The 21,832-nt window shown below is 54.8% G+C and carries 16 protein-coding genes; 8 read left to right on the top strand and 8 right to left on the bottom strand.

The genetic code is table 11. The annotated features are described in order from the left end of the window. Window positions 1-68 precede the first annotated feature (68 nt). The 3 genes from FF011L_RS00445 to FF011L_RS00435 all read left to right on the top strand — a co-directional run bounded on the left by FF011L_RS00445 (window position 69) and on the right by FF011L_RS00435 (window position 5,845). On the top strand, window positions 69-4,742 hold the full coding sequence (locus FF011L_RS00445) for an outer membrane protein assembly factor BamB family protein (RefSeq protein WP_145349443.1): 4,674 nt from the start codon (window positions 69-71) through the stop codon (window positions 4,740-4,742). 185 nt (window positions 4,743-4,927) lie between these two features. After that, the gene (locus tag FF011L_RS00440) at window positions 4,928-5,350 is read left to right on the top strand and encodes a cytochrome c oxidase assembly factor Coa1 family protein (protein ID WP_145349442.1); all 423 of its coding nucleotides are present in this window, start codon (window positions 4,928-4,930) and stop codon (window positions 5,348-5,350) included. 63 nt (window positions 5,351-5,413) lie between these two features. Further along, on the top strand, window positions 5,414-5,845 hold the full coding sequence (locus FF011L_RS00435) for a peptidylprolyl isomerase (RefSeq protein WP_145349441.1): 432 nt from the start codon (window positions 5,414-5,416) through the stop codon (window positions 5,843-5,845). A 163-nt stretch (window positions 5,846-6,008) separates the two neighbouring features. On the opposite strand, the gene FF011L_RS00430 is transcribed toward FF011L_RS00435, so the two are convergent. From FF011L_RS00430 to FF011L_RS00410, 5 genes are all read right to left on the bottom strand, one after another. After that, window positions 6,009-6,755, bottom strand: coding sequence for an MIP/aquaporin family protein (locus FF011L_RS00430; RefSeq protein WP_145349440.1), 747 nt, complete (start codon window positions 6,753-6,755; stop codon window positions 6,009-6,011). A gap of 13 nt (window positions 6,756-6,768) precedes the next feature. Continuing rightward, complete coding sequence (locus tag FF011L_RS00425; protein WP_145349439.1) at window positions 6,769-8,340, bottom strand: glycerol-3-phosphate dehydrogenase/oxidase; 1,572 nt, start codon at window positions 8,338-8,340, stop codon at window positions 6,769-6,771. 1 nt (window position 8,341) lies between these two features. Next, window positions 8,342-9,832 (bottom strand): glycerol kinase GlpK, encoded by a 1,491-nt coding sequence (gene glpK, locus FF011L_RS00420; protein ID WP_145349438.1) that lies wholly within the window; start codon window positions 9,830-9,832, stop codon window positions 8,342-8,344. Between the two features lie 344 nt (window positions 9,833-10,176). Next, window positions 10,177-11,487: a prolipoprotein diacylglyceryl transferase gene (locus tag FF011L_RS00415; RefSeq protein WP_145349437.1), complete on the bottom strand. Its 1,311-nt coding sequence runs from the start codon at window positions 11,485-11,487 to the stop codon at window positions 10,177-10,179. Window positions 11,488-11,646: 159 nt separating this feature from the next. After that, window positions 11,647-14,220 carry a DNA gyrase subunit B gene (locus FF011L_RS00410; RefSeq protein WP_145349436.1) on the bottom strand — a complete coding sequence of 858 codons (2,574 nt, stop codon included), beginning with the start codon at window positions 14,218-14,220 and terminating at the stop codon, window positions 11,647-11,649. A 292-nt stretch (window positions 14,221-14,512) separates the two neighbouring features. On the opposite strand from FF011L_RS00410, the gene FF011L_RS00405 reads away from it, so the two are divergent. The 5 genes from FF011L_RS00405 (at window position 14,513) to FF011L_RS00380 (ending at window position 19,291) form a co-directional block, all read left to right on the top strand. Next, window positions 14,513-14,845: a hypothetical protein gene (locus tag FF011L_RS00405; RefSeq protein WP_145349435.1), complete on the top strand. Its 333-nt coding sequence runs from the start codon at window positions 14,513-14,515 to the stop codon at window positions 14,843-14,845. 82 nt (window positions 14,846-14,927) lie between these two features. Further along, window positions 14,928-15,266 carry a hypothetical protein gene (locus FF011L_RS00400; RefSeq protein ID WP_145349434.1) on the top strand — a complete coding sequence of 113 codons (339 nt, stop codon included), beginning with the start codon at window positions 14,928-14,930 and terminating at the stop codon, window positions 15,264-15,266. A 320-nt stretch (window positions 15,267-15,586) separates the two neighbouring features. Next, the gene (gene carA / locus FF011L_RS00395) at window positions 15,587-16,741 is read left to right on the top strand and encodes a glutamine-hydrolyzing carbamoyl-phosphate synthase small subunit (RefSeq protein WP_145349433.1); all 1,155 of its coding nucleotides are present in this window, start codon (window positions 15,587-15,589) and stop codon (window positions 16,739-16,741) included. A 1,002-nt stretch (window positions 16,742-17,743) separates the two neighbouring features. Further along, window positions 17,744-18,790: a DUF1559 domain-containing protein gene (locus FF011L_RS00385; protein WP_145349432.1), complete on the top strand. Its 1,047-nt coding sequence runs from the start codon at window positions 17,744-17,746 to the stop codon at window positions 18,788-18,790. Window positions 18,791-18,871: 81 nt separating this feature from the next. Next, the gene (locus tag FF011L_RS00380) at window positions 18,872-19,291 is read left to right on the top strand and encodes a carboxypeptidase regulatory-like domain-containing protein (RefSeq protein ID WP_145349431.1); all 420 of its coding nucleotides are present in this window, start codon (window positions 18,872-18,874) and stop codon (window positions 19,289-19,291) included. Window positions 19,292-19,550: 259 nt separating this feature from the next. Here the strand turns inward: FF011L_RS00380 and FF011L_RS26055 are convergent, their stop codons facing one another. From FF011L_RS26055 to FF011L_RS00365, 3 genes are all read right to left on the bottom strand, one after another. Then, window positions 19,551-20,021: a hypothetical protein gene (locus tag FF011L_RS26055; protein WP_218933252.1), complete on the bottom strand. Its 471-nt coding sequence runs from the start codon at window positions 20,019-20,021 to the stop codon at window positions 19,551-19,553. 293 nt (window positions 20,022-20,314) lie between these two features. Next, window positions 20,315-21,229: a 16S rRNA (adenine(1518)-N(6)/adenine(1519)-N(6))-dimethyltransferase RsmA gene (gene rsmA / locus FF011L_RS00370; protein WP_145349430.1), complete on the bottom strand. Its 915-nt coding sequence runs from the start codon at window positions 21,227-21,229 to the stop codon at window positions 20,315-20,317. After that, window positions 21,199-21,822 (bottom strand): riboflavin synthase, encoded by a 624-nt coding sequence (locus FF011L_RS00365; protein ID WP_145349429.1) that lies wholly within the window; start codon window positions 21,820-21,822, stop codon window positions 21,199-21,201. The genes rsmA and FF011L_RS00365 overlap by 31 nt, the downstream gene beginning before the upstream one ends. Window positions 21,823-21,832 lie beyond the last annotated feature (10 nt).

Here is a 21,832-nt window from a genome sequence, read left to right as displayed (position 1 = left end):
ATTGGGCGATACTATTGGGCTGGGGATGCTACAATCAACCAATCTCAGTTCATTTTACGGCTGGACTTATGGTTTCCACTGAAATGCCCAAACAAAACTACCCGTTAGTTTTAAAGATCGTTGCAATCACCTGCTTTATGGTGACGGCAGCGGACGCTCAAAATGTCTTCCGTCCGATCGACACATCGGGGGGGTTCATCGAAGCGCCCCGAGCTATCCGTCAGCAATTAAGCGAATCGGAACGCGCGATTTCGGAGAAACGCTATAGCGATGCGGTTCTCGGACTAGGGAAACTTCTGCAGCGTTCCAACGAACTAGGTCTGGAAGAGGACATCGCGGGGCAAGATTTCTTCTTGGATGCAAACGAAGACCTCGACAGCATCGCGATCAAGAGCCTCCTCCGTCGTGCGGAAGACCAACTGGGCGCGTTGCCTCCCGAAGGTCTTGAATTGTATGAACTGAATTACGGTGCCGCGGCCAGGAAAGAACTAGATGCCGCCACCACAAACCGTGACTGGAATGGGCTTCGCGATGTCGTCCGGCGTTACTTCCATACCAAGGCTGGCTATCAATCGGCTTACCTGTGGGGTTATCACGAATTAGCGACGGGGCGACCGCTGGCGGCGTCCGTTCGGTTTGGGCGACTTGCCACTCAGCCCAACGCGGCAAAACAACTGGGCGGCCAATTGGATGTTGCCCTGGCGCGTTCGCTGCAATTAGCGAATCGAGATCCCAAACAAATCACCGCAGCGATGCGTCCGGTAGCAGGCCAATCCCCAGCAACGGACGGATCGGATTCCCAGCAACAACGCGCCAAGGAATACAAGATCGGAGAAGCGACGGTGCCCGCCGCGGAAGTGGGAAACGAATCCGACTGGCTGGAGGAACACTTTGCGAAACTACAGCGAAGTTCGCCACCGATTCCGATGGACTACCCGGTTGCTGGTGGAGACGCCAGCCGATCATTGAACGAAGGAGGGCAAAAACCACTCAGCTCCGAACGCTGGCTCCTGCCGACGACCTCCGGCGATCTGGAAACCCGCACCATCCGCGACGCGGCCCAAGCGTTTGCTTCGCAAGGTGAACTTCCCCCTCCGTCTTGGCTGCCACTTCGCGTGGGCAATCAACTGCTGATGCGGACGACGGAACGTCTGATGGGAGTCGATTTTGAAACGGGCAAACGCACGTGGGAGTACCCATGGGAAAGTGCGGCTCCCAAAGAGACATCGATGTCGGTGGGTGAAGAAATCTCCACCGATTCCGACCAGCTAAACCAACGCGTCTGGTACGACCTCCCTTACGGCCGAATCAGCAGCGATGGCAAACGTGTTTTCCTCCTGGAAGACCTCGGCAAGGTGCAGACGGTCCAGGCCTACCCAGCCTTCGGATTCCAGCCGATCCGCCAAGGGGTTTCCGATCGAAAAAACGCCGGGTCCAACACCCTGGTAGCCCTCAATATTGAATCCGAAGGCAAACTGCTGTGGCAGACGGGAGTTGGAGAAGAGATCCCTTCGATCTACACCGAAGCCTTTTTCCTTGGACCTCCTTTGCCGGTGAACGGACAGCTGTATGTACTGGCCGAACTGGAAGGCGATATCTTTCTGCTGTGCATGGATCCAAAAACCGGCACGCCGCTATGGCGACAGCAGATTTTGGCGATGGAAGCTGGCGGCATCGAAAACGATCCCATCCGCCGTATTTCCGGAGCGATGCCCGCTTATCAAGATGGCGTTTTGGTCTGCCCAACCAGCGCTGGAGCCGTCGTGGCAATCGACCTGGCTTCACGCAGTTTGCTCTGGGGTGCAAAATACAAGCGCAGCCGCAGCATCACCAATCCGCGAAACATGAACAGCTCCGTCGATTCCAATCGCATGATGCAGCGTTGGTATGACGGAACCCCGCAAATCGTTGACGGCACGGTCTACATAACCCCTGTCGATTCCGATCGTTTACATGCGTTGGACCTTCTGACAGGGAAACCCCGCTTTCCTGAAATCCAACGTTCCGACATGCGGTATTTGGCGGGAATCCGGGACGAACAAATCATCATTGTGGGGACTCGCGAAGTCCATGCCTATGAAGTCAAAACGGGACGTCGACGCTGGACCACGGCGCTGAACGAATCCGGGCAGAACGCCCAGGTTTCCGGACTTAGCACCTTCGGCGGCAACCTTCTTTTTGTCCCGATGAGCGATCGTCAGATCATCACAATCGATCTCGCTCAGGGCATCATTACCCATCGCCAACCGACCAATTTTGAACTCGGCAATCTCCTCCAAGCCGGTGGTCAATTAATCAGCCAAAGCCCCACCGAAGTTGCGGTTGCGTTTGGTCAACAATGGCTCCGTCCCACCGTCGAAGAGCACCTTGCCCAAAACCCAAAAGACCTTTGGGCGATCAAACGAAAAGCCCAACTGTTGATCGAAGACGGCCAAACCGAAGATGCCTTGGAGTGGCTGGCCACCGCAAGAGAGATCGCCCCGCAGGACGAGGAGGCTCGGTCCCTTTCGGTGACAGCGATGCTAGGGGCGCTTCGCAGTGATTTTGAAAGCCACGTGGACCTGCTGGCCCCACTGCAAACGCTTGTCCGAATGCCCAACCGCCAAGCAGAAATGTTGGCACTGATGGCGCGTGGGAATGTCCAGCAAGGACACCCGCTAAAAGCGATCGAACAACTGATTGAGCACTCCTCTTTGTTGATCCAAGAATCCAACTTGCTTACCGATGCCGAACCGATTCCAACAGCCGATTCCTACGCGCATCCCTCGCTGGATAGCTGGATCGCAGGACAGGTGCGGAAGAGCTTTGAAATCGCCAGCCCTGAAGAAGCGGAGGAAATGAACCAAGCCGTTTCGCTTCATCTGGAGACAGCCTATTCCAAATCGACCCGAGCCTTTGAGCGGGCTTTGCATCATTTCTCGTCGGCGGCGGGAGCCAATGCAGGTCGACTAAAACTTGTCGATCGGCTGATCCGCGAAGATGCTGGACTGCGGGCCGAACGCTTGGTCAAAGCGGCCTTGCTGCAATCCGATCTACAGCCCGCTCAGGAATCCGAATTCCGTTTGCGTCTTGCTGAAATTTACGCCCAAGGCAACTTCCGCGAAGACGTACAGGAACAACTGGCACTCCTATCATCCGACGACTTGGACGAAGGGAAACAAGCGATTCTCGCTAATTTGCAGGCGCAAATACAGTCCGACAAACCAATCACTTGGCCGGCTCACGTCCATACCCGATGGAACGATTCACAACAGCGAATCGGAACCCCACCCGCGCCTGAATTGCTTGAAATACTGGCTCAACAGGGAGCCCACCTGCAAGGCTGGCAGATCGTTACCGAAGAAGGCAAATCCCTTAGCCTCCGTGATCCGCAAGGCCGCATCACCGCGATCCCAATGGATCATCGCGATAACCGCAGCCAAGGACAGCGGATCGCCGTTCTGGATGGCGGGCTGATGGTTGCGTTAATGCCAACGGAATTAGTGGCCGTCGACCTTTTTAGTGCCAGCCAAGGAAGTCGCGATTCCGTCCTCTGGCGGCATGCCTGGAGAAACGAATTGGGAGGGCGAATCGCCCGCCATAACACCTTTGGCACTCCGTTTGGCGATCACTACAAAACCTACGAAATCGATGATCCTCTTCGCAATTCACCAAAGGGCGAATATCGACTTGGCCCGATCATGGAGAACAACCTTTACATCCTCAATGCAGGTGACCTGCAAGCGATCCATACCATCAGCGGAACACGCCAGTGGTCTAACAGCGGAGCTCCTCGCACGGGACATATCCTTGCCTCCCCTCAGCAGATCGCAGTCGCTTCGCCTCAGTCAGGTGACAACCGAATCGATTTCTTTTCGACGGCCGATGGAATGAAGGTTGATAGTAAACCGTGGCCCGCCGGCGAAAAAATCTGGTCGACCGCCGGACGCAACCTGCTGACGTACGAAGAAACAAAAGACGCGAAAGAAATTGTCGTTCGCCTTCGAGACTTGTTTGCAGACAAAATTATCCTTGAGGAATCTTTGCAAGGGCCTGAGACAGCTGGTGATAAAATCAAGGGAGACATCACCGACGGACGTTGGCTATCCATTCTGCATCCAGAAGGAAAAGTGATCGTCTGGGATCTGGTAAATGGAAGCGAAGTCCTTTCGGAAGAAATCGAGCCGATCGAAAAGTTAAGCGGACTCCAGGCGGTCGCCCGCGGCAATCGCTTGATCCTATTGCCCGAAACGAGCATGCCGGTTGAACGTGTCCCCAACACCGTTCCATTGATCGCACAATCCGAAAACCACGTACGAGTCGATGGGCCTCTGATCGGGATCGATCTAAAAGCCGGCAAAATCGCCTGGAACGTACCGCTGGAAGACGGACCATGGGGCTGCACAGTCGGCCAAGCAACCGGTTCGCCTCTGCTGATTTTCAGTCGAGCGTTAATGATTCATTCACCCACCAGAACCGGCCCTCCAACACGTGAACTGTCCCTTCTAGCGGTCGACATTCAGACGGGCGAAACCAAAGCGAAACGTACCAATTTAAGAATCCGCTCCACCGGCAACGACGTGGCAACTTTGCTGAACGTCGATACCAATGAAAAAGTGGTCGCGGCGATGGTCGGTGCCTCGTTCATGCAGTTCATGTACTCGGACGATCCTCCGCCAGAAACCCCCGAAGCGGAAGCTCCGAACGCCGACGAACTAGATGAAGACGAAAACTTCAACGAACCCTTTGGGATCTTCAATTAGCGATACAGGTGAGAGCGAACGGTCGCCCAGGATAAAGCCTCCACCCGCGTTGACATCTAGAGGGCCGGTTTTCCAGCGGCGAATCGCGGGCGTGATTCCCAGCAGGGACTCACATTGGTACATTGGGGGGCACATTCGCCGTTCGGCATGCCAATCTCTTGCTACACTTCCTCAAGGTATCCCCAATGTCCATGGTCAATGACGGTTTTGGGCCAAATCCGAACCTTCCGCAGCAAGCTCCGAAAAAATCCAATGCCCTTAAGTGGGTGCTGGGAATTTTGGCAGTGCTAGGCGTGACCGGTCTATTATGCTGCGGCGGCTGCCTTTTGATGGCAAAAATGGGCTTTGACCAAGTTGGCAAACAAATCGTCGCACAGGTTGAAAACGACCCGGTCATCGTCGAACATCTCGGCCAGAACCTCACCGCCAGCATGGAGATCATGGCGACCGGTGAACTGCAACAGGCGACCGGAGACAGCGACGCGATGTCGTTCGCCATTTCAGGCGACAAAGGATCCGGCCAGTTAACAGGAACCCAAGTTGGCCCCAACCAGTTTGGTAATTTTGTGCTTATAAAAGACGGGCAAAGTTACCCGCTAGGCAAATAGCATGGCCAACTCAACTGGCTGCTAAATACACACTATTCGATTTCCACCTATCTAAGTTTCAACATGAAAGTCGCAACCTTCGACACCGCACGTGGCGAAATCCGCATTCAACTGCACGATGACAAAACTCCGAAAACCGTCGCCAACTTTGAAAAATTGGTCGCCGATGGTTTTTACGATGGCTTGGTATTCCATCGTGTGATCCCTGATTTCATGGTCCAAGGCGGTTGCCCCCAAGGGACCGGAACCGGTGGACCTGGCTACAAATTCGAAGACGAATTTCACGCCGAACTGACTCACGATGGACCAGGCGTCCTCTCGATGGCCAACGCCGGACCGAACACCAACGGTTCACAATTTTTCATCACCCATGTCGCAACTCCATGGTTGGACAACAAACACAGCATCTTCGGCAAAGTCCTGGAAGGACAAGATGTCGTTGACAGCATCGAACAGGGTGACAAAATCAACAAGATCACCATCAGCGAAGAATAAAACCGACGCTGCAAAGTTAACCGCACACCCCATGGTGTGCGGTTGAAGAAGCTGGCCAATTTGCTGGCTGAACCATCCCGCCAGGACGGTTCCATTCTTTTAAGGGCTCTTCCAGACCTCCATTTGAAGGGACTGGGATTGCAGCTCTGTCCTACTTGTCGGCTTACAGAAACGCGTTAACCAAGACAGCCAAGGCGGCACCGGTTAATGGTCCCAGCACAGGAACCCACGCGTACTGCCAATCGCTCCCTTGCTTCCCTTTGATCGGCAGCAAAGCATGGATCAGTCGCGGCCCAAGGTCGCGTGCTGGATTAATCGCGTAACCGGTGGTCCCTCCTAGCGACAATCCAATCCCCAGCACCAACAAACCGACCGGTAACAATCCAATCGACCCCAACCCTAGCACGGGGTCGCCATCACTCGGTTCAACACCCGAACTGAAACCCGGGGCCACCAGCAAGAAAATCGGCAGGATCAGCGCGAAGGTGCCAATCACCTCGCAAACAAACGCCTGAGGAAGATTACGAATATTGGGAGACGTGCTAAAACAGGCCAACATCGCATTGGGGTCGTCGGACGCTTGGCGAAAATGTTCACGGTAGAAGACATAAACCAAGAGGGCTCCGGTCATTGCTCCCAACATCTGGGCTCCGACGTACCCGAAACTGTCGGGCAGCGACAGACCTCCCGCCAAGTACATCGCCAACGTTACCGCCGGATTCAGATGAGCTCCACTGAATTCATTCGCACAGAATGCTCCGATAAAAACCGCCAGCCCCCACCCAGCAGCGATCACAATCCAGCCCCCGCTATTCCCTTTGGTCTTTGGCAGAACAACATTGGCGACGACGCCATTACCAAACAGAATCAGGAACGTTGTCCCGACAAACTCAGCAACATACGGGTGCATGAAACAGCCTCTCTTAAATCTGATAGTGCTTAGCAAGATCTTGGAATTGGGAAATCTGTTCAGCAACCCACTCGGAATCTCGCCCTAATTCGTCAGCCATCAGACGAGCTACTTCGGGTGCGATTTCAAGGCTGGCCGCTGAATTCAAAAACAAGCATCGTGTCCGCCGGGCCAGCACGTCGTCCAACGTCCGAGCCATCTCATTGCGGACGGCCCAGACAACTTCCGAAGCATTAATAGACAATTGAGGGTGCATCGGAGTGGCCCATTCGGGATGCTCTGCTTCAAGCTGTTCAATCAACGGCAGATCTGCACCATAGTAACCGCGGCCTGCGCTGGCGACTTGGTTTCCTTTCACGTCATCGACATAGCCATGCAGCTGCAGCGTCTTGGTTTGACAAGGTTTCGCCTGAATACCTGTGTGAGCTAACAACCGATTCACACAATCCTCGGCCATCTTGCGGACCGTCGTCCATTTTCCGCCGGTGATCGTAATCAATCCGGCATCCGAAATTCGGATCGTATGGTCACGAGAGAGCGAAGCGGTGCGCGAGGATTTGTCCCCTTTGACCAAGGGGCGAATTCCCGTGAAAACGCTTAACACGTCGGCTCGTGTTGGCACGACCGTCAAATAGTCTGCGACCGTTTTCAACAAAAAATCGATCTCTGCCGGCTGCGGAGAAGGTTCTAAGGAAACTTCGCTGATCGGTGTATCGGTGGTCCCGACGACGGCATGATCATGCCACGGGATAATAAACAGGACACGCCCATCCGAAGTCTTCGGCACGATCATTGAGATATCGCCCGGAAAGAAACGGCGAGGCAATACGATATGGACGCCCTGACTTGCCGCCAACATCTTGGGAAGGGCAGGGTCATCCATCTCACGTACGGCATCGCAGAAGGGACCCGCGGCATTGACAACCGCCCGCGTCGCAATGGTTAGCTCCGCCCCGGTCTCACGATCTTGAGCAATCACGCCCTCGATTTTCCCAGAGGAATCTTTTTGCAAACCGGTCACGGCTACATAGTTCAGCAAACAGGCTCCTTGCTCCGTGGCGGTGCGAGCCATACTGATCAACAGCCTTGTGTCATCAAACTGTCCGTCGTGATACACCACTCCGCCTCGAGCCGTTTCAGGGCGGATCGTTTCCACCAATTCCAAAGCCTTCTTCGCGGAAACGCCGTGGGAGCGTCCAAACCGATTCCCGGTCGCCAACCAGTCATAAACCTTTAATCCGACTCCAAAGAAGAACCTTTGCCAAAGGTTGCGACAGGGAATAAGAAAAGGCATGTCATGGACCAAGTGCGGCGCATTGTTCCGCAACAGGGTTCGTTCACGCAGGGCATCACGCACCAACGTAATATTCCCTTGTTGCAGGTAGCGGACGCCACCGTGCACTAACTTCGTACTCCGACTGGATGTCCCTTTACCGAAATCGGCCTGCTCAAGCAGCAGACAATCCAACCCTCGGCTGGCGGCATCCATGGCAACCCCGACACCGGTCGCACCGCCGCCGATGATGACCATGTCCCAAGGTTTTTCTCGCTGCTGCAGTCGTTCAATCGAAGTATTGCGTTGCATGTTACTCGGAGACCCAGTTTTTAGAACGTTCTAAGGCTTCAGCCCAACGGGCTCGACGTCGCTTGGCTTCCGCTTTTGGCATCTGAGGCATGAAGACTCGATCGGTCTGCCAAATCTTGGCAATTTCTTCATTCCCTTTCCAGAACCCACTGGACAGTCCCGCCACATACGCGGCACCGGCGGCTGTGGTTTCAATGATCTTAGGCCGAACGACTTTAACCCCAATGATATCCGCCTGAAACTGCATCAACAGATCATTGGCCGCCGCGCCCCCATCGACCCGCAACTCTTCGATGCAAACGCCTGAATCCTTTTTCATCGCATCCAAGACATCAGCAACTTGGAAAGCAATTCCCTCCAAGGCCGCGCGAGCGATGTGGGCTTTGGTGGTTCCGCGAGTCATCCCGATCAGAGTCCCACGCGCATAGGAATCCCAGTGCGGAGCCCCCAACCCGGCAAATGCTGGAACCAGATAGACGCCTTCCGAATCGGGAACACTCGCAGCGAGTGCCTCGACCTCCTCCGAGCTATTGATAATCCCCAAACCATCTCGCAACCACTGCACGATGGCGCCAGCGATGAAAATACTACCCTCGTAGGCATACTCCCGTTTATCGCCGGAACTACAGGCGACGGTCGTCAACAACCGCGACTTGGAAGGCGCCGGTTCGTCGCCGATATTCATCAGCATGAAACAGCCGGTTCCATAAGTGTTCTTAGCCATCCCCGGCTGAGTGCAATTCTGGCCGAACAACGCTGACTGCTGATCCCCAGCGGCTCCTCCCAAGGCAATCGGGGTGCCAAACAAGGAGGGATCGGTTTCCCCGTACAAGTGGCTGGAGGGGCAGACTTCTGGAAGGAGCGATTTGGGAATCCCAAACAGCTCAAGCAGTTCATCATCCCACTGACAACTGGCGATATCCAACAGCATCGTTCGCGACGCATTGGTGACATCGGTCGCATGGACCCGGCCGTTCGTCAATTTCCAAAACAGCCAACTATCAATCGTCCCAAATGCCAACTCGCCGGCTTCGGCACGTTCCCTGGCGCCGGGGACATTATCTAACAGCCAGCGAATCTTGGTTGCACAAAAGTAAGCATCAATCACTAGGCCGGTTTTACGCTGCACCAAATCCGCGTGTCCCGCTTCGCGAATTTTGTCGCATTCACCTGCCGTCCGACGATCTTGCCAAACGATCGCATGATGAATTGGCTCGCCCGTTTTCCGGTCCCAAACCAGCGTGGTTTCACGCTGGTTTGTAATCCCGATCGCATGAACGTCGGCGGCCGAAAGATTGTTCTGCTGCAGAACTTCCCGGCTGACTTCTAGTTGCGACTGCCAGATTTCATTTGCATCGTGTTCGACCCAACCGGGCTGCGGATAATACTGTTCAAATTCACGCTGCGAAACTCCCACAATCGAACCATCATGTGCAAACAAAATTGCACGCGAACTGGTTGTCCCCTGATCCAAAGCCAAAATCGTTTTCATAAGATTTCCCACCAAGTGCAACACAACGAAGAGGGGCAGTCTACCGAATCGCAGAACGCTCTGCAGGCATCGACGGTGCGATCGTTAAGACACAAATAGATCTTGCCCAAAACGCGAAGCAACCGCTCCACTCGCTTTTCAGGGCGTGGGATTCACCAGCAACCGCAAGTTTCCCAGATATAGCGGTGCAATACCTCACTGCTTACTCCCAAGGAAATTCGATCCTAACGACGGGAAGGATTCACCGTACCGCATCGGCACGGTCGCCCGCGCCACGCATTGAACGGATCGCTTCCGCACGGCCGCGCAGAAAGAATTTTGCAGGCTGACCTGTTCCTGATGAACTAAGTATCAGTACTTGGAGCGGGCGGACGACTGGTTTTCCAGACGTAGACAGCTAACCCCGAAGCGGCCAGCAATGTCGCCAAACTAACCCACTGCGAAATGGTCAATGAAGTACCAAACTGGCCCGGTTCGTCACTGCGAATCATTTCCAAACCAAACCGAATGATGGCATACCCCGCGAAACCGACCACAACCAAAGACCCTTCATATCGCCGTGCCCAAGGCGAAAGAACCAGCAGCAATAAACAAAGCCCCAGTGCGGCGAGGCTACTGATTACCTGCGACGGGACCACCGGCAATGCGCGATCGGGAAGCTGATCGTTGGTCCATCGATACGTTTTACCATCCACGTCGACTCTCAATCCCTGCCAGGCGATCTCTTCTTCCGGTTGCATCGGATCGAGATCCTCCAAGGACGGATAGATAGGAGCGATACGGGTAACGGTTTGGCCGACTTGAATGCCTTCCTCTGCAGCAAGACTTCCTGGCAGAACTGCGGACACCTTAGCCGGCAAGGTCAGTTCATCGGCCTGGCTGATATCAAAACTTAACCCCGCCAATTCAGCCGTCACCAGCTGTTCCGAATAGATCGGACTGCCGGCAGGAAAACGCAACGCCCAGCCGTTATCAGGGCAACGTCCGCCGTAGCAACAACCGTTCAGCAGGCAGCCAATCCGGCCGAAAAAGATCCCCAGAAAGAGGCAAGGGATTACGACGTCGCCAAGTCGAAGCAGAGGGATCTTGTTTCGATAACAGTAGATCGCGGCTCCCAGAAAACCGCCCATGATCGAACCGTAAACGACCAGACCACCCCCAGTAAAATCAAGCAGGTTGCGGAAGGTTTCGCCCCACGTCGGAGCTTCGAACTGATCGTAATACTCAACGACATAAAACAACCGCGCTCCGGCAATCCCCAGAACCAGCACCCATGGCGCCAATCCGAAAATGGCCTCCGAGGTCAATCCGCGGCGGGGCGCCCGGTAAACCGCCAAAGCGATCGCCGACGCGACCCCCAATAACATCATGGCGCCATACCCACGGATGGCGATTCCGATCGGAGGCCCCGGCTGACCGGCGACAAGTGAATGCCCACGAATTTCGATACTGGGCAATACAAAGACGATCGCTACAGCGACCATGCCCCAAAACCATCCACTTTGCTTTAGCTCATCCGCAATCGAGCCACCACTTCGTTGCACGACCAACAAATAGATGCCAGCAACGATCAGCAGCAGCAATAACGCCCAACCGACTCCGAAAACGGGAATCCCACCCACTTCATGGGGAATAAAAAAGAGGGTCCGGAGCATAAGACGCGTTGGGATTGGGGAAGGGTCACCTGCAAAACAGTTCAGTGACCATCTAGAAATGAACAACCGATGTCGCGGGGCGACACAAAACGCCCCGCGTCGAGCAACCGGAAGGATTCAGGACGTGCAATTAATAATCTGCAGAAGCCTCCTTATCGACTAAACGTCCAGATTCTTCACATCCAGTGCATGCCGTTCGATGAATTCGCGTCTTGGTTCGACTTTGTCCCCCATCAGCAGGCGGAACATTTCGTCCGCCGCTCCGGCATCGGACAGATTGACTTGTACCAAAGTGCGATTGGCCGGATCCAGAGTCGTTTCGCGAAGCTCTTCGGCATTCATTTCACCCAGCCCTTTAAAGCGGGTCACAGCCAGCCCTTTTTCACCTGCTGCCCGAACCTGCGGAAGCAATTCACGCAGATCTTGCAGCGGCCGACGGGTATCTTCCCCTCGCAATAATTCAAATCGCGGAGCGGTACTACCAGTCCGTTCCTGCGGGATCAAATCGTCGATGCTGATGCCCAGCTGCTGGAGATCCTTCAGGGCGGTGTTGATGGTCCGGACTTCGTGCAATTCGATCAAATTGACCGAAGGCCCCGTAGCTTCTTGTTCGGCGGTCAAATCGATCGCTTCGGGTTCCTCCCCCGGTTCCGGTTTTTCTTTTTCGCTATCCAGAACGAGGTTGTTTGCATTCAAATATTCGTCAACCTGTTCGACCCCGTGGAACCAATGGTCATCCACTCCGACAAACAGGTGCAGCGGAGGCAAACGATTCGTTTGCGGGTCCAACCGTAAGGCGTGAGCCTTCAGGCTGATACCGCGGCGTTCCATGGCGATGATGGCATCTTCGATGCCGGCCAGGGTATGACACATTTTCCGCATTTCTTCGCCTTCGATACGCCGTCCATCTTCGGCTTCGAAGGTACTATCGGCCAAACCACGTTCCAGCAATTGAGACTTCATTTCCTCTTCGGTTTGAACGTAATACCGTTCCTTACCCTTAGAGACGCGGAACAACGGTGGCTTGGCGACGTAGACGTGTCCACCGGCGACCAGCTGAAACATCTGTCGATAGAAGAAACAAAGCAGCAAGGTGCGGATGTGGCTACCATCCACGTCCGCGTCCGTCATCACAATGATTTTGTTGTAACGTCGTTTGGACAGATCCTGATCGGCTCCGATGCCCGTGCCAAAGGCCTGGATCATCGATTTGACTTCCTCGTTGGCCAAGACCTTATCTTCGCGGCTTTTGTAAGCGTTGATGATCTTACCGCGAAGCGGAAGGATCGCTTGATAGTTACGCATCCGTCCTCCCTCGGCCGACCCACCGGCCGAATCACCTTCGACCAGGTAGATTTCGCACTCTTCCATTTTCTTACTAATGCAATCGCGAAGTTTCCCTGGCAAGCCGCCGCCGCCGAGAACATCCTTACGCTTGCGAAGCATGTCTTTGGCTTTACGAGCCGCTTCACGTGCTTCCGCGGCCAGCAACCCTTTGCGGACGATCGCTTTGGCGGCCTTGGGGTTCTCTTCCATGAACTTGGTTAACTGTTCACCGACCCCACCATTCACGATCCCTTCCACATCGTTATTGCCTAACTTGGTTTTCGTCTGGCCTTCAAACTGTGGATGGGGGACTCGAGTACTGATGACCGCGGTCAAACCTTCGCGAAAGTCATCCCCGGACGGCGTGGTCGCCTTAAACAAGCCTTCTTTGCGACCATAGTTATTCAGCGTTCGCGTCAGCGCTGAACGGAAACCCGAAACGTGGGTCCCGCCTTCGATCGTGTGAATGTTGTTAACGTACGACTGAACCGTTTCGGTGTAATCGGTGTTGTACTGCAGGGCGATTTCGAACTCGACGCCGTCGCGTTCGCCTTCGATGTGGATCACATCGGAGTGCAATACGTCGCTGGCTCGGTTCAGATGTTCAACGAATTCGATGATCCCGCGTTCGTACTTAAAATCACCCGATTCACCGTTTCGTTCATCCAAAAAGCGGATTCGGACGCCCGAATTCAAGAAGGCCAATTCTTGCAAACGCTTGTAAAGGACGTCGTAGGAGTACTTGGTCGTACTGAAGATCTCGCTATCGGCTTTGAAAGTGGTTTTGGTCCCTTTCTTTTTGGTTGCGCGTCCTTTGGTGACGGCCCCCTGAGGGATCCCACGTTCATACTGTTGCGTCCATGTCCAACCATCGCGACTCACTTCGACTTCACACCACTGCGACAGAAAATTGACCACGGTCACCCCGACCCCGTGCAGTCCGCCGGAGGTCTGATAGGCCCCTTTTTGGAACTTGCCGCCAAACTTCAGGACGGTCATGACACCCTCTAGGGTCGTCACTTCCCGGTCCATTTCTTCGGACAGCTGATCATGCCTTGTGACCGGGATGCCTCGACCGTCGTCTTCGACGGTGACCGAGCCATCGGTATGGACCGTCACCGTGACGGCGGAGGCGAATTCGGCCATCGCCTCATCGATTGAATTGTCGACCACCTCGTATACCAGGTGATGCAGACCGCGGCCCGTCGTATCGCCGATGTACATTCCGGGGCGTTCACGAACGTGCTCCAAGTCCGACAGATGCTGTAAATCCTTTGACGTGTATTCTGAATTTGCAGCAATTCTGTTGGAATGAGGATTGGCACCCGCCTCCTCCAATTGAGTTTCGTCACTACCAATGGGGTCGGAATCAGGAGTCGTGGAATCGCTCGAAGGGACGTCGCTCATACTGTTTATGATGACCTGAAAAGGCGGCATAATTGGGGTATCAATTTCGACCCCTATGATACCATTTCCGGGCCTTTCATGCGATGCCTATCCATCACAGACGAAATCCCCCTAAGTTCATAAATCACAATCACTTAGACAGCATCTCGTCGACGCCACACCGGAGCCCTTTAAGCGGAGTTCGCTTTTTGACAAAAGGGGGGCCATTTTCTCACAGAGGTACCGTTAACCGTAAGCTACCGTTGAGGAACGGCCGTTAATAGCAATTCTCCTTCTATCCCACCGATATTCCATGACGTGTGCGGAACTTGCCGAGCGAATCGACCGTCTTCAGCCGGGACTCTCGGCCACAGACGTGGCTCGACTGTGCCTCTTGATTCTCAACCAGGCCTCCAGCCCGTTGGAATTGAGCGATGATGACGCGCTAAAACGGTACTGGCAGAGGGCATCCTTTAAATTGGACGCCGCGACCGACCAAATGACCGCGATGGCAAACGAACTCGATACGCTGTGTGGAGAAGGTTCGGTCCGTTTCGACCCCGAACAGATCTGGACGCTTCTACGAGCCGCGAAAGTTCACGGGCAGATGCTGGAACTGTACAGCGGTGAACCCGCGATCATCTAGCGAAAATTTCATTGCCAGCCCTTCGTCGAGTAATTAGAGTCGAAGAGTTGCCCGCTTCTCACTGCCTGGAGCCTCACTAGCCGTGCTGTACACCATTCTCTGGCTGGTCTTTATTCTTACGACCATCCTCGCCGTACCGATTGCCTTGGTTGTCGACAAGCAACGAGCTAAAAAAGCCCAGCGCGATGCTGCCATGGCAGCCGGCGAAGACCCCCTCTCTGACGACGAAGCCGTGCTCGAAGAAGGCGAAGTTGAAGAGGGCGAGGTCGAAATCGCAGAAGAGATGGATGCTTCGCTGGAAGAAGTAGAAGAAGCCGATTCCTTTGGCGATGGCGAGGCATTCGCCGATGATGCGTTCGGCGACGGCGAGCCCTTTGGCGATGCCGATGCGTTTGACGACGCCTTTCCCAAAGACCAATAACCCCGCCTAAACCAATAGCCCCGTCTAAACCGGGCTAAATCGACAAGCGGCCGCACTCCGGTTTGCTCTCGATCGGTCAACGACGAAGGGCAGGGGAATGCTTGATTGCCTCTAGAGTCAGGCAAACGGATGAAAAACCGTGCAAATACCTGCACAGGTACCGGGAATGCCTCGTTTTTGTCGACCGATGGCGTGTTTGAGATACCTGCGGTCCTTGTCGAAACATCACTTTCGGTCTAGCCTATTTTTACATGTGGCAAAGCGTTTCCGCACAGCCGGAACCATCCTTTCACCGCGACATTTAACAGGCCGACTGAACCGTGCACGCTCAAAACGATCTCAACGGAGCTCCTCTCGCCAAACTGGCCCTTGAAGACGGATCCATTTACTCCGGCAAAGCAACTGGAGCATTAGGTGAAGTCACTGGCGAGGTTGTGTTCAACACCGCCATGACCGGTTACCAGGAAATCCTGACAGACCCCAGTTACTGTGGGCAAATTGTCACGATGACCTACCCTGAAATTGGAAATTACGGGGTCAACGAAGCCGATGTTGAACATCGGAAACCCGCCCTTTCCGGTTTTGTTGTGCGCGAAAGCAGCCGCATCGACAGTAACTTCCGCAGCGAGGGCGGGCTGTCGGACTACCTGCGAAAACACAACGTCGTCGCGATCGCCGGTGTCGACACCCGAGCCTTGGTCCGTCGCATCCGAGAAACCGGAGCGATGCGAGGCGTCCTCTCCACAACCGATCTGGACGATGCCAGCTTGGTCGCCAAGGCAAAGGCCAGCCTAGGGTTGGTCGGACGAGACCTGGTCCGCGAAGTCATGCCGGCTCAGCAATCGAAATGGGAACACGGCCTGGATGAATGGACTCAGGTTGGAGCCTCCGCAGCCGCGGGCAATCAACCTCACGTCGTCTGCCTCGATTTTGGCATGAAGTGGAATATTCCACGACATTTCCACGCTCGCGGCAACCGCGTCACAATCCTCCCCGGCACAACCAGCACCGAGGAAATTCTCGCAACTCAACCGGATGGCGTCTTCCTTTCCAATGGACCGGGTGACCCCGAACCGCTTGAATACGCACACAAAACGATCAGCGAACTGCTTCCGCAAGTTCCCGTATTCGGAATTTGCCTGGGACACCAATTGCTGGCCCTGGCCTGTGGTGCCAAAACTTTCAAATTGAAGTTCGGACACCGTGGAGTCAACCAGCCGGTTCAAGACCTGGAGACCAGCAAAGTCGAAATCACGACTCAAAACCATGGTTTTGCCGTCGACGAAGACTCCCTTCCCAGCTGCCTCGAAATCACTCACCGAAACCTAAACGACAACACCATCGCAGGTTTGCGTCACAAGGAATCGGGAGCGTTCAGCGTCCAGTACCACCCGGAAGCCGCCTCGGGACCTCACGATAGCCATTACTTGTTTGAAAAATTCCAAGCAATGCTCGCCGGTGCAGTGAAGGGTTGATTGGAGGTGGGCAGTGGAAGCGGGAGTGAAGGAGGTGGGAGTGAAGGAGGTGGGAGTGAAGGAGGTGGGAGTGAAGGAGGTGGGAGTGAAGGAGACTCTTCGCTTGCCGTAGGCTGTCGCTTTGGGCCTCAGCCTGGATTGGCAGGATGGCCTTTGATTAACAATCCCCCCTCGCTTTTTTTGATTTCCGGGTCAGGCCTCGTCTAACGATGCCGCCGGGAACGACCCGGACAGTGCGTGCATATCACGAACTGTTGATGCGGTCGTCTCTAAAACGAATGGCTTGGATGCCTCATCAGCCATTCTGACTTCTAGGGCGGACAGCTCAGATAGTCCCATAGCCCAAATTGCTCCGTGGGCTTGGCTGCGCCCCGACATCCAGGCTGAGGTTCCGTGAACCGTGCTGAAAACAGCTTGAGAGCCAGTCGTTTGGCGATAGCCCGCGATCTTTTATGCGTTTACGGGAAACCGCGGACCAGCGTCCGGAGGGCAAATAAACGCTCCCAGCCCACGCCGAATCGGCGGACAAATAGCTGCAAGCTCACTCCAATAATCCACCGGGCTCGTTCGCATGGATGTACCTCGACAACCGGGCTGAGGTTCCGCTAGTCGCCTTGCAAAACATTGGAAAACCGGCCATTTGTGTGATCGACAACGGTTCTGCCTGCGGTTCCAGGAGGCCGCGGATAAGCGAATCGGGTAGCTCGGCCGGCATCGTATCGCTCCGGAACAACGGCCACCCAGACAGCGAAAAATTGCCACCGAACCATTGCACCGGAAAAACCAATCCAACCAAAAGAGGGATTGCACAGAAATCCGACCTGTGCTTTTCTGGAACCTAAGTGACTTGAAGCAACCTAAACAGGCATTCTAACGAATGCTAGGGAAACCTAGGCTCCCCTGAAAGCCTTTCCGAGGCGTCTGTTTAGGAGGAAAGATACCAGTCCCTTGCTTCATTGGTCTCCACATCGATTCTTTTCTTTATACGCGATGAGGTTCACTATGTTTGGTTCTATTCAGAGCAGCGAACGGCGATCTACGCAGCGTGGTTTTACCCTGGTCGAGCTGCTGGTCGTGATTGCGATCATCGGAGTACTGGTCGGTCTCTTGCTGCCGGCAGTGCAAGCAGCACGCGAAGCGGCCCGTCGAATGCAGTGCAGCAACAATCTGAAACAGATTGGCTTGGCCGTTCACAACTACCACGACACATTCCAAAAATTCCCTGGGAACGTTTGCTCGCCTGAGGGAACGACCAATATGGGCGCATCATGGATGGTGATGATCCTGCCATTCCTCGAGCAGAACGCGGCCTACGACCAGATGGTGTTTATCGACTCGGACTTCAGCGATCGCCAAGGCCCCAACCGCAACTGGGAAGTGATGTCTCAGCTACGCGTCGACGCTTTCTGGTGTCCGTCCAGTCCGCTGGAACGCTTCCGCTCTCATACCGCCACCGCGGGAACGACCGGACTGGGAGCACCATCAAACTACGATATCCAGATCCCCGAATATGTCGCCAATATCGGGTACTACTATGAACCTGGAACGGGACTCACCCCAGGGGCCCGCAGCGACGGCAGCAACAACGTCTGGACCGGATATGGCTGGATGCAGGATTCCGGTGTGATCTCGCTATGGAACAGCAAATATCGCGGGACTCGTTTCGCAAATGTGATCGACGGAACCAGCAATACGCTGATGGTCGGCGAGCATTCGAATTACATGTATCGAACCGATGGCGGCAAAACGGACACTCGTCCAGGTCGCGGTGAAGGGGGCGCGTGGTCAGCGGGTCGCGGTTTCCACGCTTGGCTTGGATGGACGCGAAACGTCACCGTCCCGCGTTATCCGATCAACAGCCTGAACGTCGGCAACTACACGATGGAGTGGTCAACGGCGTTGCACAACGGCTACCGCTCGGCCCATCCCTCGGGAGTGCAGTTTGTGATGGGAGACGGATCCATTCGGTTTGTCTCGGATTCAACCGACTTCCGCAATGTCTTCCAAGCCCTCTGCGGGCGAGACGATGGCTACGTCATCACGCAGTAATGCGACGCGTTCGCAAGATCGCCAGGTCACTGGCTTACGGCTTAATTTGCATTTTCCTTTGGTAGTAAAGGTGTTTTGACGATGAGCGTACTAAACCGTTGCATCCTTTTTCCTTGCTTGGCTTTTAGTTTTCTGGCAGGCTGCGGAAAGGATGGTCCGCCCCTCGGGTCGGTTCACGGCGTCGTAATGCATGACGGAAAAGGGCTCGCCAATGTAGCCCTTGAAATCACTCCCACCGCCGGAGGAAGACCTTCTCTGGCGGTCACGGATGAGGAAGGCAAGTACGAAGCGTATTACTTGCACAACCGTCCCGGAGCATTGCTGGGAGAGCACGAGATCAGTTATCAGATGAGCAGTCCTCCCAGCGACGGTGAAGTCGACGAAACGATGCCTCCACCGCCAAAGGCTAACGGTCCCAAGAATGTCAAATTGGAACCGCGCCAAATCACCGTCGAGTCGGGTAGCAACGAGATCAATTTCGAATTGGTCCCCAAATCCTAGCGACTCTCGATTTCCCAAAAGAGGATGTCCGTAAAGGGCATCCTCTTTTTCTATTAGGCAACCGATCAAGACGCATCCTGGCGGTCGTCCGATAGGCCATTGCAGGCAGTCACGTGAACGCCATGCATGAACCAACCGACAAAATTGATTCCAAGAAACCACAAAAAAAGGGCGGCATCCGAATCGATAATCGATTCAGAAACCGCCCGAATTCTGAGAAACACTCTCCCGTCAAGGAGCGTCATTTCCTAAACGGCACTTAGCGGCAACGACGCTTGAAGAAACCGTGACGATGACGTGGCTGGCAGCATACCGGTGCTGGTTCGCAGCAGACTGGTGCTGGCTCGCAGCAAACGGGTGCGGGTTCGCAGCAAACCGGAACTGGCTGGCAACAGGAAACAACTGGCTGACAGCAACCACTCGTTTCGACGATGACTTCTTCGTGAGCAACCGGTGCAGGCTCGACAACTTCTTCGGCTGGCTTCGGCTCTGGAGCCGCTTCAGCAACTGGCTTTGGCGGAGCTTCGGCTGCAGGAGCGGGAGCTGGAGCCTCTGCAGCAGGGGCGGGGGCTTCCACTGCTGGTGGTTCTGGAGGAGCCACATCGGATGGCGAAGGAGCCGCTTCTGCCGCTGGCGGCGCAGGAGCCGCAGCATCTTGAGCCGAAACTGCGGCGTTCAGGACAAACCCAAGGGCTAGCGCGAGAGACAAAGTTGAAAACAGACGTTTCATGGCGTGAGAAACTCCAAGTGACATTGAGGAACATCCAAAATTGGCTCATCTAACAGACAAGCCTCATTTCAGAATAATTCACGCCTGTCACCATTTCAGCGATAAATGCTCGTAAAAACCAACATTTATCACTCCCGGGTGTATGTAATCCCAGCACCCTTTTGCCGCGGCCAGCCGATAGATCGACCTAATTCGCCGCAGAACAGCGAAAGCTGCCGGCAAAACGGGAGATCTCCGGCAGCACGACCGGGCGGTTTGCACCGCTCCGATATCTCAAAACTCGCTCCGGTACCTCAAGACTCGGAAGCTGAAATCACCGCTTGTCGCAGGTGTTCGGTCAGACCGATAATCTGTTCGACGTGCAACTGCTCAGCTCGCTCGCCGCCGGTGTACCCGGCTGCCGCCAAAGCCGCATCGACTTGCGCTTTATCCAGCCGCCCCTTAAAGCCGCTGCAGACCACACTTCGCAAATATTTGCGTCGATGGAAAAAGAGGGCTCGCACGGTTTCGTGGAAGAATTTCAAATCGGGCAGGGCGGCTCGACGCTCGGGCTGCAAATCGATTCGCAGGATAGCTGAATCGACCTTCGGACGAGGCCAGAAGACCTGAGGGGACATGATTCGCACGATTTCCGGACGGCACTGAGCCTGAACCCAGACGGTCAGTGCACCATAATCTTTGGAACCGGGTGCCGCGGTGATTCGATCTGCCAGCTCTTTCTGAATCGTGACAACCATCCGATCCGGAGGCGTATCACAGACCAGCAGGTTGCTGATCAATGGGGTTGCGATGTTGTAGGGTAGGTTGGCAACCAACATGAATCGCGACTCTTCGCCCAATTTTTCCATCGCGAACCGGACGCTGTCCATCAATTCCGGCGCGAGCGTGTGCTTGTTCTTCAGCGCATCGACGTGCAGCTGTTTGACGTGCGGGAACTGTTCCAGTTCAGCTTGGGAAAGCTGAGCCAAATTGTCATCGATTTCGACCGTGACAATCGCTCCGGCAGCTTTGGCAAGAAAGGTCGTCAGCGACCCCATCCCGGTCCCGACCTCAAGAATCACATCCGTCTTCCGCATTTCCGCGGAGCGTGCAATCAATTCCAGCAAATTTAGATCGATAAGAAAATTCTGACCGAAACGTGTCAGCGGGCGTAAACCCGCAGCAGCGAAACGTTCGTTCAGGTAGGTGGCTGTTTGGCGTTCGGCCATCGTTCTTGGGTTTCCAAAAAGCGCCCGACATATTTAGCGAGCACGTCGGTTTCGATATTAACTGGGGACTTCGTCTGTAATTGTCCCAGAGTCGTGACCGTTAGGGTATGGGGAATCAGGGCGACGCTGAATTGAGTGGACAAAACGTCCACGAGAGTCAAACTGACGCCGTCGATCGTCACGCTCCCTTTGGGGGCCATTTGCCGTGTCCACTGTTGGGGAACGTCAAACCAAAGCTTTGCCCAAGGCGGATCCTCTTCACGGCGATTCAACGTTGCCAACGTATCGACATGGCCGCTGACATAGTGCCCGCCCATCCGGTCGCCAACGGCAAGCGCACGCTCAAGGTTGACTGCAGAGCCCACTTGCAAGTTGCCAAGATTGGTCCGCGAGAGAGTCTCTTCGCCCGCTTCAAAATCGGCTTGAGAGCCTTGAAAAGAGACAACTGTCAGACAGCATCCATTGATGGCGATACTGTCGCCGACCGCCATCCCATCGGCAACAAGCCCACACTCAACCCGCAGGCGTCGTCCAGGCGGATCCTGAATAACGTCCACAATTTGACCAAGCGTTTCGACCAGACCGGTAAACATGGCGTTTTAG

Source organism: Roseimaritima multifibrata (assembly GCF_007741495.1).
In the GTDB taxonomy this organism is placed as follows: domain Bacteria; phylum Planctomycetota; class Planctomycetia; order Pirellulales; family Pirellulaceae; genus Roseimaritima; species Roseimaritima multifibrata.
Note: the sequence above shows the minus strand (reverse complement) of the source record. Positions and strands in the feature narration are given on the sequence as shown.